Source organism: Nonomuraea sp. NPDC005692 (assembly GCF_040631115.1).
GTDB lineage: Bacteria > Actinomycetota > Actinomycetes > Streptosporangiales > Streptosporangiaceae > Nonomuraea.
The window spans coordinates 22,179-36,299 of sequence record NZ_JBEXYU010000017.1; the positions used below are offsets into that span (position 1 = coordinate 22,179).

13 protein-coding genes are annotated in these 14,121 nt (G+C 74.3%); 4 read left to right on the forward strand and 9 right to left on the reverse strand.

Annotated features, from left to right (window positions below; translation table 11 throughout):
• Positions 1 to 23: 23 nt before the first annotated feature.
• The gene (locus ABZ459_RS29865; RefSeq protein WP_357977144.1) at positions 24 to 725 is read right to left on the reverse strand and encodes a hypothetical protein; all 702 of its coding nucleotides are present in this window, start codon (positions 723 to 725) and stop codon (positions 24 to 26) included.
• Between the two features lie 235 nt (positions 726 to 960).
• On the opposite strand from ABZ459_RS29865, the gene ABZ459_RS29870 reads away from it, so the two are divergent.
• Complete coding sequence (locus ABZ459_RS29870; RefSeq protein ID WP_357977147.1) at positions 961 to 2,541, forward strand: lectin; 1,581 nt, start codon at positions 961 to 963, stop codon at positions 2,539 to 2,541.
• A 39-nt stretch (positions 2,542 to 2,580) separates the two neighbouring features.
• Here ABZ459_RS29870 and ABZ459_RS29875 read toward each other — a convergent pair whose 3' ends face one another.
• On the reverse strand, positions 2,581 to 3,543 hold the full coding sequence (locus tag ABZ459_RS29875; protein WP_357977150.1) for an NADP-dependent oxidoreductase: 963 nt from the start codon (positions 3,541 to 3,543) through the stop codon (positions 2,581 to 2,583).
• Positions 3,544 to 3,642: 99 nt separating this feature from the next.
• Here ABZ459_RS29875 and ABZ459_RS29880 point away from each other — a divergent pair, with 99 nt between their 5' ends.
• Positions 3,643 to 4,251 carry a helix-turn-helix domain-containing protein gene (locus ABZ459_RS29880; RefSeq protein ID WP_357977153.1) on the forward strand — a complete coding sequence of 203 codons (609 nt, stop codon included), beginning with the start codon at positions 3,643 to 3,645 and terminating at the stop codon, positions 4,249 to 4,251.
• On the opposite strand, the gene ABZ459_RS29885 is transcribed toward ABZ459_RS29880, so the two are convergent.
• From ABZ459_RS29885 to ABZ459_RS29900, 4 genes are all read right to left on the reverse strand, one after another.
• On the reverse strand, positions 4,214 to 5,068 hold the full coding sequence (locus ABZ459_RS29885; protein WP_357977156.1) for a dioxygenase: 855 nt from the start codon (positions 5,066 to 5,068) through the stop codon (positions 4,214 to 4,216). The two genes, ABZ459_RS29880 and ABZ459_RS29885, sit on opposite strands and share 38 nt — an antisense overlap.
• A gap of 66 nt (positions 5,069 to 5,134) precedes the next feature.
• Entirely contained in the window at positions 5,135 to 6,148 is a 1,014-nt protein-coding gene (locus ABZ459_RS29890) for an NAD(P)/FAD-dependent oxidoreductase (protein WP_357977159.1), read from the reverse strand.
• Between the two features lie 45 nt (positions 6,149 to 6,193).
• Positions 6,194 to 6,715: an isoprenylcysteine carboxylmethyltransferase family protein gene (locus ABZ459_RS29895; protein ID WP_357977162.1), complete on the reverse strand. Its 522-nt coding sequence runs from the start codon at positions 6,713 to 6,715 to the stop codon at positions 6,194 to 6,196.
• A gap of 34 nt (positions 6,716 to 6,749) precedes the next feature.
• Positions 6,750 to 7,850 carry a 3-oxoacyl-[acyl-carrier-protein] synthase III C-terminal domain-containing protein gene (locus ABZ459_RS29900; protein WP_357977165.1) on the reverse strand — a complete coding sequence of 367 codons (1,101 nt, stop codon included), beginning with the start codon at positions 7,848 to 7,850 and terminating at the stop codon, positions 6,750 to 6,752.
• A 126-nt stretch (positions 7,851 to 7,976) separates the two neighbouring features.
• On the opposite strand from ABZ459_RS29900, the gene ABZ459_RS29905 reads away from it, so the two are divergent.
• Complete coding sequence (locus ABZ459_RS29905) at positions 7,977 to 8,849, forward strand: UbiA family prenyltransferase (RefSeq protein ID WP_357977168.1); 873 nt, start codon at positions 7,977 to 7,979, stop codon at positions 8,847 to 8,849.
• Between the two features lie 104 nt (positions 8,850 to 8,953).
• Here the strand turns inward: ABZ459_RS29905 and ABZ459_RS29910 are convergent, their stop codons facing one another.
• The 3 genes from ABZ459_RS29910 to ABZ459_RS29920 all read right to left on the reverse strand — a co-directional run bounded on the left by ABZ459_RS29910 (position 8,954) and on the right by ABZ459_RS29920 (position 12,607).
• On the reverse strand, positions 8,954 to 10,117 hold the full coding sequence (locus ABZ459_RS29910; RefSeq protein WP_357977170.1) for an NAD(P)/FAD-dependent oxidoreductase: 1,164 nt from the start codon (positions 10,115 to 10,117) through the stop codon (positions 8,954 to 8,956).
• 50 nt (positions 10,118 to 10,167) lie between these two features.
• The gene (locus ABZ459_RS29915; protein WP_357977173.1) at positions 10,168 to 11,928 is read right to left on the reverse strand and encodes a glycoside hydrolase family 15 protein; all 1,761 of its coding nucleotides are present in this window, start codon (positions 11,926 to 11,928) and stop codon (positions 10,168 to 10,170) included.
• 76 nt (positions 11,929 to 12,004) lie between these two features.
• A complete protein-coding gene (locus ABZ459_RS29920) occupies positions 12,005 to 12,607 on the reverse strand; it encodes a hypothetical protein (protein ID WP_357977176.1) in 603 nt (200 codons plus the stop codon).
• 63 nt (positions 12,608 to 12,670) lie between these two features.
• On the opposite strand from ABZ459_RS29920, the gene ABZ459_RS29925 reads away from it, so the two are divergent.
• Positions 12,671 to 14,101 (forward strand): PLP-dependent aminotransferase family protein, encoded by a 1,431-nt coding sequence (locus ABZ459_RS29925; protein ID WP_357977179.1) that lies wholly within the window; start codon positions 12,671 to 12,673, stop codon positions 14,099 to 14,101.
• The last annotated feature ends 20 nt before the right edge of the window (positions 14,102 to 14,121 follow it).

Genomic DNA, 14,121 nt, shown 5'->3' on the forward strand with positions numbered 1-14,121 from the left:
CGCCCTGATGGCAGCCACGGGCATCACAGCCCGTAGCTGACCACCCAGTATCCGTTGTACCGTCCGCCGTAGCAGGCCAGCCTGGTCGGGCTGTGCCAGCTACGGACCACGGCGCCACCGCCGAGGCGGCAGCGGAGCGAGGTCACGTACCGGTAGTTGTAGCCCCAGTCGCGGTCGCCGTCCCGGTAGCGGTCGTCGTCGCGCTCCTCGTCCCGGTAGCGGTCGTCGTCCCGGTAGCGGTCGTCGTCGTCGTACCGGTCGTCGTCCTTGCAGTCGTCCTTGTGCCGGTCGTCGTCCTTGTACCAGGCGTGCTCCTTGCCGTGGTGGTCGTCGTCCTTGCACTGGTCGTCGTCCTTGTACCAGGCGTGCTCCTTGCCGTGGTGGTCGTCGTCCTTGCAGTCGTCCTTGTGCCGGTCGTCGTCCTGCCACCAGGAGTAGTCGTCGCCGTGGTCGTCGTCCTTGCAGCGGTCGTCCTTGTGCCGGTCGTCCTTGTCGCGGTCGCCGTCCCACGGACGGTCGCCGTCCCAGTGGTGGTCGCCGTGGTGCCTGTGGTGGTTGTGCCACCACGGGTCGTCGGCGAGGATGTACGGACCCCTGACGTCGTAGTCCGGAGCCACGTACGAGAACGGCTCCGGGCCCGGGTCGGCGGCAGCCGGACCGGCGGTGACGAGCGGAAGAGCGCCTGCGGTGGCGCAAGAGACAAGTGTTGCGATGAGTCGTCGCATCACACCGATCCAATCACTGTCGATGATCTAACCGCTACAGATAGTAACCGCAGGTCAGCGACTTGAAACGCGGCCCGGAGGGCTCCGTGTCACCCCTTCGGAAGCCCTTTGCGCGCTGAACGGCAGGCAACAGAATCCCTCAAGACCCCTTGACTTCACACGCGAACCCCCGGACGATCCTGTTTGATTTAGTCGGATCATGTTGGGTTCCCCCGCTCGGTGTTGAAGGAGTCCCATGCGTGCGATCCTTCGGTCAACCCTCGCCCTGGCCCTTGCCGCGACCTGCCTGACCGCCGTCGCGCCCCCCGCCGCCGCCCTGGAGAACGGCCTGGCCAGAACGCCTCAAATGGGGTGGAACGACTGGAACAGCTTCGGCTGCTCGGTCAGCGACACCCTCGTCAGGCAGACGGCCGACGCCATGGTCGCCTCCGGCATGGCCGCGGCCGGCTACACCTACGTCAACATCGACGACTGCTGGTCCACCAGGACCCGCGACGCGGCCGGCGACCTCGTCCCCGACCCCCAGAAGTTCCCCGGCGGCGTCAAGGCGGTCGCCGACTACGTGCACGCCAAGGGGCTCAAGCTCGGCATCTACTCCTCGGCCGGCACCACGACCTGCGCCGGCTACCCGGCCAGCCTGGGCAACGAGCGCAGGGACGCGGCCCTGTGGGCGTCCTGGGGCGTGGACTACCTCAAGTACGACAACTGCGGCGACCACCTCGGGCAGAGCGCGCAGCAGCGCTACACCGCCATGCGCGACGCGCTGGCCGCCACCGGCCGGCCCATCCTCTACAGCCTGTGCAACTGGGGCCAGGACAGCGTCTGGACCTGGGGCATGCCGGTCGGCAACTCCTGGCGCACCACGGGCGACATCCAGGCGAACTGGGGCTCGGTCATGGGCATTCTGGACAGCCAGGCGGGGCTCGCGGCATACTCGGGGCCGGGCGGCTGGAACGACCCCGACATGCTGGAGGTCGGCAACGCCGGGCTCACGGCCACCGAGTCACGGGCCCACTTCAGCCTGTGGGCGCTGCTCAACGCGCCGCTCGTCGCGGGCAACGACCTGCGCTCCATGAGCGCCGAGACCCGGACGATCCTCACCAACGGCGAGGTCATCGCCGTCGACCAGGACTGGGGCGGCCGCCAGGGCCACAAGATCGCCGACAGCGGCGACCTGGAGGTCTGGCGCAAGCCGATGGCCGCGACCGGCACGGGCACGGGCTCGGCCGCCGTCGTGCTGCTCAACCGGGGCGGCGCCGCGGCCACCGTCTCCACCACCGCCTCCGCGCTCGGCCTCGGCGCCGCCGCCACCTACTCCGTACGCGACCTGTGGGCCCACACGACCGGCTCCTCGGCGGGCACGATCAGCGCCTCCGTCCCCGCCCACGGAGCCGCCATGTACGTCGTCACCGGCGGCGGCGCGCCCCCCGCGGCCACCGCGCTCAAGGGCGCCGGCTCCGGGAGGTGCCTGGACGTGCCCGGCGCGTCCCAGACCAGCGGCACCCAGGTCCAGATCTGGGACTGCAACGGCGGCGCCAACCAGCAGTGGACCCCCACCGCCGCGGGCGAACTGCGCGTCTACGGCGGCAAGTGCCTCGACGTGTACGACCGCGGCACCGCCGACGGCACCCGCGTGATCATCTGGGACTGCAACGGCCAGAGCAACCAGCAGTGGCGGCTCGGCGCCGACGGCACGGTCACGGCCGTCGGCGCGAACAAGTGCCTCGACGTACCCGGCAACGCCACCGCCAACGGGACCAGGCTCGTCATCTGGACCTGCAACGGCGGCGCCAACCAGCGGTGGACCCGGGCCTGACCCGGCTCAGGCCGCACCCAGGCCGCACCCAGGCCGTGCTCAGGACACGTGCAGGACGATCTTCCCCTGGATGTGGCCCCGCTCGGCGCGTTCGTGCGCCTCCGGGGCCGCCGCCAGTGGGAAGACGCTGTCGACGCCGACGCGCAGCCGCCCGGCGTCGATCAGCTCGGCCAGCGCGGCCATCTGCGCCCCGTCGGAGTGCACCTGGCCGCCGCGGCGCACGATGCCGCGCCGGGCGAGCTCCTCGTCGTGGTAGTCGCCGTGGAAGACCGGGCTGAGCGTGCCGCCGTCCTTGAGCGCGGGCAGCAGCGTGTGGCCGCCGGGGCCGCCCACGGTGTCGATCAGGCAGTCCACGTCGCGCACCGCGTCCTGCGGCCGGACCCGGGTGTAGTCGACGAACTCGGCCACGCCCAGGTCCTTCAGGAACGCCTCGTGCCGGCCGGAGGCCACGCCGATGACGTACGCGCCCAGGTCCGCGGCGAGCTGGGCGGCGAAGTGGCCGACGCCGCCGGCCGCGCCGTTGACCAGGACCCGGCTGCCGGACCGCAGCCCGATGATGTCGTGGACGTACTGGTAGGCGGTGAGCCCGGCCATCGGCACGGCGGCGGCGGTGACGTGGTCCACCGAGGCGGGCTTGCGGGCCAGGTGGCCGGCCGGGGCGGTGGTGTACTCGGCGTACCCCCTGCCGCCCTCGTCGCCGATGCGCGGGAAGCGGACGAGGCCGTACACCTCGTCGCCCTCCCGCCACTCGGTGACGCCGTCGCCGACGGCCGTCACGACGCCCGACACGTCCGAGCCGGGCGTGAAGGGCAGCGTGATCTGCGGCCGCATCGAGGGCGGAATGTCGGCGAACCCCCGGCGGGCGTACCAGTCGGGCGGGTTGAGCGCGGCGGCGCGCACCTGCACCAGGACCTCGCCCGGCTTCGGCACGGGCACGGGGATCTCCTCGAGCCGCAGGACCTCGGGGCCGCCGATCTCGTGCACGCGGATGGCCTTCATCATCGATTCTCCTCGGGGAGACGGGCGCCGCTATGATGCGGAGCAGTGTTCCGGATCATAATCGGAGCACTGCTCCGTTTGTCAATCGCCGGAAGGTATCGGATGACCTCCACACCCCGGAACCAGCGCGCGGACGCCCAGCGCAACCGGGAGCGCATCCTGGCCGTGGCCGCCGCCGTCATCGAGGAGCAGGGCACGGAGGCGTCCCTGCGCGACGTCGCGCGCCGCGCCGAGGTCGGCTTGGGCACGCTCTACCGGCACTTCCCGACCAGGGAGGCGCTGCTGGAGGCGCTGCTGCGGCAGCGCTTCGACCTGCTCGCCGAACGCGCCAGGACGCTGGCCGGCGCCGCGCCGCACGAGGCGCTGGTGGAGTGGCTGCGCTCGTTCGTCGCCGGCGCGGGCGCCTACCGGGGGCTGGCCGCCTCGATGATGGCCACGATCAACGACGAGGGCTCGCCGCTGCACGCCTCCTGCCACGCCATGCGCCAGGCGGGCGGACGGCTGCTGGAACGCGCCCAGGCCGCCGGCGAGGTGCGCGCCGACGTGACCGGGCTCGACCTGTTCGCGCTGGCCAGCGCGGTGAGCTGGATCGCCGACCAGGCCCCCTCGCTGGCCGCCCGCGGCGACCACCTGTTCGGCCTGATCATGGACGGCCTGCGCCCCCCGGAGCGGCTCACCGGCCCGGCGCCCACCCGAGCGGCACCAGCCTGAGGTCGAACTCGACCTCCTCGTACGGCCCGTCCATTTCCCAGCCCCCGGTCCGCGGAACCGGCCGCCGCACCAGCTCCTCCTTGACCGCGAACGCGGCGTCGGAGCCCAGGTAGGGGTCGCCGGCCAGGAACACGTGCGTGGTCAGCGGCCGGTGGCCGGGCGCGGTGACCTGGTAGTGCAGGTGGGCCGGGCGCATCGGGTGCCGCCCGATCGCGCGCAGCAGCCGGCCGGCGGTGCCGTCGGTGGGCACCGGGTAGCTGCTCGGGCGGACCGTGCGGAACCAGTAGCGGCCCTCGGTGTCGGCGGTGAACAGGCCGCGCAGGTTGCCGGGCCGCTGGGCGTCGTCCTGGCTGTCGTACAGGCCGTTGTCGGCCGCCTGCCACAGGTCCACGGTCGCGCCCGGCAGCGGCGTGCCGTCGCAGGACAGCACCCGGCCGTGCACGACCATCGGCGTCCCGCGACCGCGCTCGGGCCCCTCGCTGATCCACGCGCCGGGCTCGCGCCCGGGGGCGGGGGAGTGGAAGGGGCCCTCGACCGAGGAGGGCGTCATGTTCTCCGGGCCGGCGTGGTTGACGTCGTCCACGGCGGAGGTGAGGCCGAGCATGTCCGAGAGCAGCACGAACTCGTCGCGGTCCGGCGTGCACCACCTGCCGGTCTGGGTGAGGAAGGCGAGCCCGGCCCGCCACTCGGCCTCGGTGGGACGCACCTCGTCCACGAACGCGTGCAGGTGGGCGATCAGCGCGGAGACGATCTCGCCGACCCGTGGGTCGGGGGCGTCCACCTGGTCGAGCACCTGCCGCACGAGCTTGTCTGTCATGGCGACCGTCCTTGACGGGGACCGTGGGGGTTCATTATCCGCATCCGGCCGGGGCCCGGGGAAGGCTCAGGCCAGGACGCGGACCACACCGGCGAACAGGCGGGGCAGCCGGCGCGCCGCCGGGACCACCAGGCGGGCCGTGCCGGGGCGGCGGGCGGCCTGCACCAGCGCCGCGGTCAGCAGCCGGTGCGTGCGCGACAGGCGCAGCCACGCGCCGTCGTAGTCCTGCGGGCGGTCCGCCGCCAGGCAGCCGACCAGCAGCTCCGCCGAGCGCACGGCCAGCGAGACGCCCTCGCCGGTGAGCGCGTCCACGTAACCGGCGGCGTCGCCGACCAGCAGTACGCGGCCGGCGCGGCGGGAGCGCACCGCCTGGCGCAGCGGGCCCGCGCCGCGCACCGGGGTGACGGCCGGGCCGCTCAGGCGGCGGGCCAGCCCGGGGAAGCCGCGCAGGTGCTCCTCGAAGCCGCGCCGCGCCGAGCTGAGCACCGCGACGCCCACCAGGTCGTCGCCGACCGGCGTGACGTACGCCTCGCCCGCCCCCGACCAGTGGACCTCGACGAAGTCGCTCCACGGCTCGATCCGGTAGTGCCTGCGCAAGCCGTACCGGCGGGGGCCGCGTACCGGCAGGTCGAGGCCGAGCGAGCGGCGCAGCGGCGAGTGCAGGCCGTCGGCGGCCACCAGCCAGCGGGCCCGCAGCCCGATCGCGCGCACGCCGTCGCGGTCCTGGTCGGCGCGGGTGATGCGGCCGGTGACCGTCTTGACGCCCAGCTCGGCGGCCCGCTGCCAGAGCGCGGCGTGCAGGCTCGTGCGCCGGACGCCGAGCCCCGGCCCGGCGGCGAACGCGGCCCGCGCCTCCCGCCGCCCGTCGAGGTAGTGGATGCCGCGGAACCCCCGCCCCTCGACCGGCGCGCCCATCGCCGTCAGCGCGGCCACCCCGCCCGGCATGACGCCCTCGCCGCACGCCTTGTCCACCGGCGCGGCCCGCGGCTCGACGACGACCGCCTCCATCCCGGCCAGCGCCGCGTGAATGGCCGTGGCCAGCCCCGCCGGCCCGCCCCCCGCCACCAGCACGTCGATCACCGGCCCACCTCCCGGCGGCCCGCCGCCAGCGCGTCGATCACCGGCTCACCCCCTGGCCGCCAGGGCGAGGGCGGCGTTCTCGCAGCGGATGCGCACCACCATCAGCGCGGCGTTGAGCAGCGTGAACGCCAGCGCCGTCAGCCACGCCGTGTGCACCAGCGGCAGCGCCAGCCCCTCGGCCGCCACCGCCACGTAGTTGGGGTGCCGCAACCACGCCAGCCGGTACGGCCCCCGCCGCACCAGCGGCAGCCCCGGCACCACGATCACCTGCGTGTTCCAGCGCGGCCCGAGCGCGGTGATGCACCACCACCGCAGCGCCTGAGCCGCCACGACCACCGCCAGCATCGGCCAGCCGAGCGCGGGCACGAACGGCCGCCCGGCCAGGGCCACCTCCAGCGGCGCGCACACCAGCAGCCCGGTGTGCAGGGCCACCATCCACGGATAGTGCCCCCGCCCGGTCACGACGCCGCCGCGCGCCATGCTCCACGCGGCGTTGCGCTTGGCGACGACCAGCTCGGCCAGGCGTTCCAGGCCGACGAGCACGATGAGCACCAGATACCAGGTCACAGGCCAACCACCAGCGGATCGCAGGGACGGGGCACTACCAGCGCAGCAGGACGAGCTCGGAGCAGAAACCGGGGCCCATCGCGATGACCAGCCCCCAGCTCCCCGGCGCGGGCGGCTCCCCGGCCAGGGTGTCGCCGAGCACGTGCAGGACCGAGGACGACGACAGGTTGCCGTTGGCCGCCAGCGAGCGCCACGTCACGTCGAGCGCGCCCGCGGGCAGCTCCAGCACCTCCGACACCGCCTCCAGCACCTTCGGCCCGCCCGGATGGCACACCCACGCCGTCACGTCCTCGGCCGTGATCCCGTGCTCGGCCAGGAACCCGTGCACGTCGTCGGCCAGGTAGCGGCGCACCACGGCGGGGACGCTGGCGTCCAGCATGACCCGGAACCCGGTGTCGCCCACCTGCCAGCCCATGACGTGCTCGGAACCGGGATACAGATGGCTGCGGGTGGCGACGACCGTGGGCCCGGCAGCGGGCCCGGCAGTGGACCCGGGAGTGGGCCCGGGAGTGGGCCCCGCCGTGCCCCGCCCGCTGCCGCTGGCGACCACGGCCGCCGCGCCGTCGCCGAACAGCGCGCTGGCGACCAGGTTCGCGGGCGAGGAGTCGCCGCGCTGCAGGGTCAGCGAGCACAGCTCCACCGACAGCAGCACGGCCACGTGGTCCGGCCAGCCGCGCAGGTAGTCGTGCAGCCGGGCGATGCCCGCCGCGCCCGCCACGCAGCCCAGCCCGAAGACGGGCACCCGCTTGACGTCGGGGCGCAGCCCGAGCGCGGCGGCCAGCCGGGCGTCCACGGACGGCGCGGCGATGCCGGTCACCGACGTGAACATGATCATGTCCACGTCGGTCGGCTCCAGCTCGGCGGCGTCCAGGGCGGCTTTCACGCTCTCCAGCCCCAGCTCGACCGCGACGGAGACGAAGGCGTCGTTGGCCGCGCCGAAGCCGTTCAGCTTCTCGTAGCGGTCGATGGGGAGGGCGAGGTTGCGGTGCTCCACGCGGGCGCTGCGGTGCAGGCGGTCGAGGAGGCGGCGGTCGGCGCCGTCGGGCAGGCACAGGCGGGCGGCCATGTCGGTGAGCTCGGACTGCGGGTAACGGTGAGGAGGGAACGCGCAACGGACTGCGGAGATTCGGGTCATGCAGTGCTCCCTCGACAGGTCGCCCACAACACTCACTCCCCGCACGCTTCCCGCAAGGATGGTCATTTAAGCCATACGCGGCGCGTGGGAATTCTCGCCCCGGATCTTCCGGTCTACGATCACCGTGTGACCGACCCGGATCCCGTGCCCGCGGCCGTCGTGCGCGGCGGGCCGGTCCGTACGGCCGTCGTGCTGGCGCTGGCCTGCCACCCGGGCCCGACCGTGGCCGTGACCGCCCTGGTCACCGCGCTGGCCGTGGCGGCGGGCCGAGGCCCGGCGGGCTGCGTCCTGGTGGCCGCCGCCGTGCTGGCCGGGCAGCTGTCGATCGGCTGGTGCAACGACGCGCTCGACGCAGGGCGCGACGCCGCCGCCGGGCGCACGGGCAAACCGGCCGCCGACGGCACGGTGAGCGTGACCGCCGTGCGGGTGGCCGCGCTGGCGGCGCTGGCCCTGTGCGTGCCGCTCTCGCTGGCCTCGGGCCGTACGGCGGGGCTGGCGCACCTGGTGGGCGTGCTGGGGGCCTGGGGGTACGACTTCGGCCTGAAGGCCACCGTCCTGTCGTGGGCGCCGTACGCCGTCGGGTTCGGGGTGTTGCCGGCGTTCGTGACGCTGGGCCTGCCCGGGGAGCCGTGGCCGGCGTGGTGGGCCGTCGCGGCGGCGGCGCTGCTCGGCGTGGGCGCACACCTGGCCAACGTGCTGCCCGACATCGAGGGCGACCTGGCGACCGGCGTGCGCGGGTGGCCGCAGCGGCTGGGGGCGGCGCGCGTCCGGGTGCTGGTGCCGGTGCCGCTGCTGGCCGCCACCTGCCTGCTCGTCCTCGGGCCCGCGGGCGGCCCCGGCGTGGCGGGGTGGGCGGCCATGGCGGCCGCGGTGCTGCTCGCGGCCGGGGGAGCGGTGCTGGCCGGCCGGTCCGCGCGGGCGCCGTTCGTCACCGCCATCGCCGTGGCGGCCGTGGACGTGCTCCTGCTGCTCGCCAACGGCGCCGCCCTGACGGCCTGAGCCGAGGCGCCGCCCTGACGGCCTTGAGCCGTGGCGCTGCCCTGAGTCGTGGCGCTGCCCTGAGCCGCGCCGCCGCACTCCCCGGCGCGAGCCGTGGCGGTGGTTCAGCGGGGCAGGCGCGCCGCGCCGCGCAGCCAGCGCAGGCCCACCGCCAGGGCCAGCGGCGCGGGCACCGTCCCGGCCCCGAGCCCGACCTCCACCAGCAGGTCGAACACCTCCTTGCGGCGCGCGGCGGTCGCGATGGCCGCGTCGATGAATCCCGGCGACTGCGCCAGCCGGGCCAGCACGTCGGTCGTGCGCAGGTGCCGCCCCAGCGCGCCGCGCAGCTTGGCCCGGTACCGCGCCAGCGGGTCGCCCGCCGCCTCACCCGCCGATTCGACCACCGCCTCGGCCGCCAGCCGCCCCGACAGCAGCGCGTAGTAGATGCCCTCGCCGGTCAGCGGGTTGATCAGCCCCGCCGCGTCCCCGGCGAGCAGCACCCGCCCGGCGCCCGGCGCGGGCCGCCCGGTCGACAGCGGCAGGTGATGGGCGCGCAGGTCGCGCGCGGGCCGGTCGGGCAGCAGCTCGGCCAGCCTGCCGTGCAGCACCTGGCGGCCCGGCGCCCCCGCCGCCCGCAGCCGGGGCAGCAGCATGCCGAACCCGACGTTCGCGGTGCCGTCGCCGATCGGGAACGACCACGCGTAGGCCGGCCAGCCCGCCCGCTGCATCGCGATGAGCTGCACGTCGTCGGCCTCGGGCACGTCGGCGTAGCCGCGCACGGCCAGGGCGGTGTGCCGCTCGCCCGCCGCGGGCAGGCCGATCAGCCGACGCACCGCCGAGTAGGCTCCGTCGGCCGCCACCACCGCACGGGCCCGCAGCCGCCCGTCCAGGACGACCCAGGACCCGTCGTGGGCCAGCTCCCTGACGCGGTGGCGGCGCACCTCGACGCCCCTGGCCCCGGCCGCCTCCACCAGCCGCGCGTCGAACACCCGGCGCGGCACCACGTGGTTGGGCCGGGCCGCCTCGGCCGAGACGCGCAGCCCGCCCGGCGAGACCACGGTCAGCCGGGGCGTGGGCCGGTAGTCGTCGATGAGGCCCGGCAGTCCCAGCCGGTCCAGCTCGTCGCGCCCGTGCGCGGCGATGCCGTCGCCGCACGGCTTGTCGCGGGGGAAGCCGGCCCGGTCGAGCAGGACCACGCGCAGGTCCGGACGCAGCTGGACGGCCCGCAGCGCCGCCGCCGAGCCCGCCGGTCCCGCGCCCACGACCGCCAGGTCCCATTCCTCACCCATGCGAGGTCTTGTCCCACTCGGCGCGGTGGGGGAAACCCGTTCCCGCCGGGTCAGGCCCGCGACAGCGCGCGGGCGGCGTGGATCAGGGGCACGTGGCTGAACGCCTGCGGGAAGTTGCCCACCAGGCGCCCGTAGCGCGGGTCGTACTCCTCGGCCAGCAGCCCGACGTCGTTGCGCAGCTCCAGCAGGCGTTCGAACAGCTCCCGCGCCTCCTCCTTGCGGCCCTGCATCGCCATCACCTCCACCAGCCAGAAGCTGCACGCCAGGAACGCGCCCTCACCGCCGGGCAGGCCGTCGACGTCGTTGTCGGCGGCCAGCGGGTAACGCAGGACGAACCCGTCGGACATGAGCTCCTTCTCGATCGCCGCCACCGTGCCGGTCACGCGGGGGTCGTCGGGCGGCAGGAAGCCCACCACCGGGATCATCAGCAGCGCCGCGTCCAGCTCCGACGACCCGTACGATTGGGTGAAGGTGTTGCGGTGGGGGTCGAAGCCCTTGTCGCAGATCTCGGCGTGGATCGCGTCGCGCAACGCGCGCCACCTGTCGACCGGGCCGGTGCGGCCGAAGCTCTCGACGTACTTGACGGCCCGGTCGAGGGCGACCCAGCACATCACCTTGGAGTGCACGAAGTGCCGGCGCGGGCCGCGCACCTCCCACAGGCCCTCGTCGGGCTCGTCCCAGTGCTCCTCCACGTAGTCGAGGAGCCGGCGCTGGATCGACCAGGCGCGCTCGTCGGCGGCCAGGCCGCGGGTTCGGGAGACGTACAGGCAGTTCATCACCTCGCCGTAGACGTCGAGCTGGAGCTGCTGGACCGCCTCGTTGCCGATGCGGACCGGGCGGGAGCCCTCGTAGCCGTCCAGCCAGTCGAGGCGCAGCTCGGGCAGCCGGCGCTCGCCGGCGACGCCGTACATGATCTGCAGGTCCTGGGGACGCCCGGCGATGGTGCGCAGCAGCCAGGAACGCCAGTCGGCGGCCTCGTCGAGATAGCCCGAGCTGATCAGCGCGTCGAGCGTCATCGTGGCGTCGCGCAGCCAGCAGAACCGGTAGTCCCAGTTGCGCACGCCGCCGATGTCCTCGGGCAGGGACGTGGTGGGCGCGGCCACGATGCCGCCGGTCGGCGAGTACGTCAGGCCCTTCAGCGTGATCAGCGACCGGGTCACCGCCTCCCGGTAGGGGCCCTGGTAGGCGCACTTGCCGACCCACTCGGTCCACATGGTCTCGGTCTCGGCGAGCTGCTCCTCGGCGTCGATGCGCGGCGGCATCGGCTCGTGGGAGGGGTGCCAGGTGAACACGAACGGCAGCCGGTCGCCCGCCTCGACGGTGAACGTGGCCCGGTGGGCGTAGTCGCCGCCCTTGAGCGGGACGGGGGAGTGCAGCCACGCCGAGTCGGGGCCGCCGACGGCCTGCAGGTGGCCGTTCGTCCGGCGCACCCACGGCACGATGCGCCCGTAGTCGAAGCGCACGCGCAGCTGGGTGGAGACCTCGACGCTGCCCGAGACCCCCTCGACGATGCGCACGACGTCGGGGTTCCGGTCGCGCGGGGGCATGAAGTCGATCACCCGGACCGTGCCGGTCGGGGTGTCCCACTCGCTCTCCAGGATGAGCGTGTCAGGCCGGTAGCGGCGCCGGGTGGCCGGACGCCGGGCCGTCGGGCCCAGCCACCAGTGGCCGTTGCGCTCGCTGCCGAGCAGGGCGGCGAAGCACGAGGGGGAGTCGAACCTGGGCAGGCAGAGCCAGTCGATGGAACCGTCCCTCGCCACCAGTGCGGCCGACTGCATGTCTCCGATCAGCGCGTAGTCCTCAATCCGCATGCCGAAGACGCTACTCGCGCGCGGGTGATCCCGCGCCGGGTCCGGCCTGTCGCGTCAGGACGGACCCGGGGCGGGATCACGACAAGGGGAACCAGCGGGTGAACAACTGGGTCAGCGGGCCGATGGCGAGGGCGAAGACGAGCGTCCCGACGCCGACGCTGCCGCCGAGCAGCCAGCCCACGGCCAGCACGGTGAGCTCGATGAGGAACCGGGCCAGCCGCACGGACAGCCCGAGCCGCACCAGGCCGGTCATGACGCCGTCGCGCGGCCCCGGGCCCATGCCGGCCCCGATGTAGAGCACGGTGGCCAGCGCGATCGCGACCACGCCGAGCGCCACGTACAGCGACTGGACGGCCAGGTGGGACGGCGTGGGCAACAGGAGGATCGCCGCGTCGGCGAACAGGCCGAGGAACACCACGTTGCTGATCGTGCCGAGGCCGGGCCGCTGGCGCAGCGGGATCCACAGCAGCATCACCAGGGCGCCGACGCCGATGATGACGGTGCCGATGGACACGTCCAGCCGCAGGGCCACGCCCTGGTGGAAGACGTCCCAGGGGTCGTTGCCGAGGCCCGACTCCACCTGCAGCCCGATGCCGGCGCCGTACAGGGCCAGGCCGCCGTAGAGGCGCAGGAGACGGGAGGGGAGGGAACTCAGGCGGGGGACGGTTGCTTCGCTCATGATGGCCTCATCGTGGCAGGCCAATGGTTTGCCAAAACAGGGCCAATCGTGGAAAGTGGCCTTATGAGGCATTTGTCGGCTGCGCAGGTGGCCCGGCTGGTCGACGTCGATCCGGCCGCGCGCCCGTACTACCGCGCCCTGGCCGACGGCGTGCGCGCGCTCATCATGGACGGCCAGATCCCCGTACGCGTGCGCATGCCCGCCGAACGCCACCTGGCCGAGACCCTGGGCGTCAGCCGCACCACCGTCACCTCCGCCTACGACCTGCTGCGCGAGCGCGGCTACCTGGACAGCAGGCAGGGCTCGGGAAGCTGGACCACCCTGCCCGACCCGGCCACCACCCGCGAGAACCCCTGGCTGTCCACCGGCGACGACGGTCTGATCCAGCTCCACTGCGCCGCCCCGCCCGCGCCGTCCGCGCTGCGCGAGGCCATGGCCGAGGCCCTGGACGACCTGCCCAGGTACGGCATGGGCAACGGCTACGACCCCATGGGCCTGCCGGTCCTGCGCGAGCGCGTCGCCGCCCGATACACCGAGCGCGGCCTGGCCACCCGGCCGGAGCAGATCGTCGTCACCACCGGCTCCCAGCACGCCATCCAGCTCGTGGCCGGGCTGCTGATCGGCCCCGGCGACCCCGTCATGGTCGAGTCGCCGACCTACCCGCACGCCATCGACGTGGCCCGCCAGCACGGCGCCCGGATCGTGCCCTTCGGCATCTCGCACGAGGGCTGGCAGCCCGACCTGATGGCCGCCACGATGCGGCAGTCGGCCGCCCGCCTGGCCTACCTCATGCCCGACTTCCACAACCCCACCGGCGCCCTCATGGACGACGCCACCCGCGCCGCCGTCGCCGGCGCGGCCCGCCGCAACGACGTCATCCTGCTGGTCGACGAGACCTGGGGCGAACTGGCCCTGGACGACGTGCCGCGCACCGCGCCGATGGCCGCCTTCGACACCGACAGCCGGGTGATCAGCATCGGGTCGGCGTCCAAGTTGTGGTGGGGCGGCCTGCGCATCGGCTGGATCCGCACCACGGCCGCCCTGGCCCGCCGGCTGGCCCGGCACCGCGCGGTCGTCGACATCTCCAGCCCGGTCATGGAGCAACTCGTCACCGCCCGCCTGTTCGAGCGGATGGCGCAGACCCGCGCCGAACGCCGCCGCGGCCTGCGCGCCTCGCGGGACGCGCTGACCGCCGCGCTGGCCCGGCACCTGCCGGAGTGGACGTACACGCTGCCGCGCGGCGGCGGCACGCTGTGGGTGCGGCTCAACGGCGACACCTCCACCACGCTCGCCGACGCCGCCGTCTCCCACGGCGTGCGCCTGGCTCCCGGGCCCTGGTTCGGCCTGGAAGGCACCCTGGAGGGCTACCTGCGCCTGCCGTTCACCCTGCCGCCCGAGACCGTGGCCGACGCCGTCGCCCGCATCGCCCGCGCCCGCTCCCAGGGCCCCACCGGCGCCCGCCGCCACCCCGACTCGCTCCTGCCGATGGTGTGAGCGACTCGCTCGTGCGTGGT